Below are 354 nucleotides of genomic sequence, written 5' to 3'. Positions count from 1 at the left end.
AATAAAAGACTTGAAGAACGACAAAAAAACTCCTAATGTAGGTAAGGAAGCGACGACTAAATCAGTTCCCTTACACTACAAAAAGGAGTAAGCCATGAAAAGTGTAAACCCTAATTTAGTCTTTCGTCAACTCTTATCCAATTTACCAGATAGTATTTTAGCTTGTCCTTTAATGAATGGTACGAATAAAATTACTGACTTCTCAATCGTAAAACTCTTTATTATGGCGAATGTTGCACAATGGCATAGTCATCGGGACATTGAAGCAGGAATCCAGTCAGACGAGGCATTTAAGAAAGAGCTTGGAATTGATTTTATCAGCTATTCTACAATTAGCCGTCGTCTGAATGGATT

1 protein-coding gene is annotated in these 354 nt (G+C 36.2%); it reads left to right on the top strand.

All coding sequences use genetic code 11. The features are described from left to right. Nucleotides 1-94: 94 nt before the first annotated feature. Nucleotides 95-354, top strand: a 260-nt coding sequence (locus NRI27_RS18005) for a hypothetical protein (protein ID WP_371391911.1), incomplete at its 3' end; no start/stop codon positions are given.

Source organism: Sporosarcina sp. OR05, from assembly GCF_041414805.1.
Lineage (GTDB): Bacteria > Bacillota > Bacilli > Bacillales_A > Planococcaceae > Sporosarcina > Sporosarcina saromensis.
The sequence above is the reverse complement of the archived record's forward strand: the minus strand, read 5'-3'. Positions and strand labels throughout refer to the sequence as shown.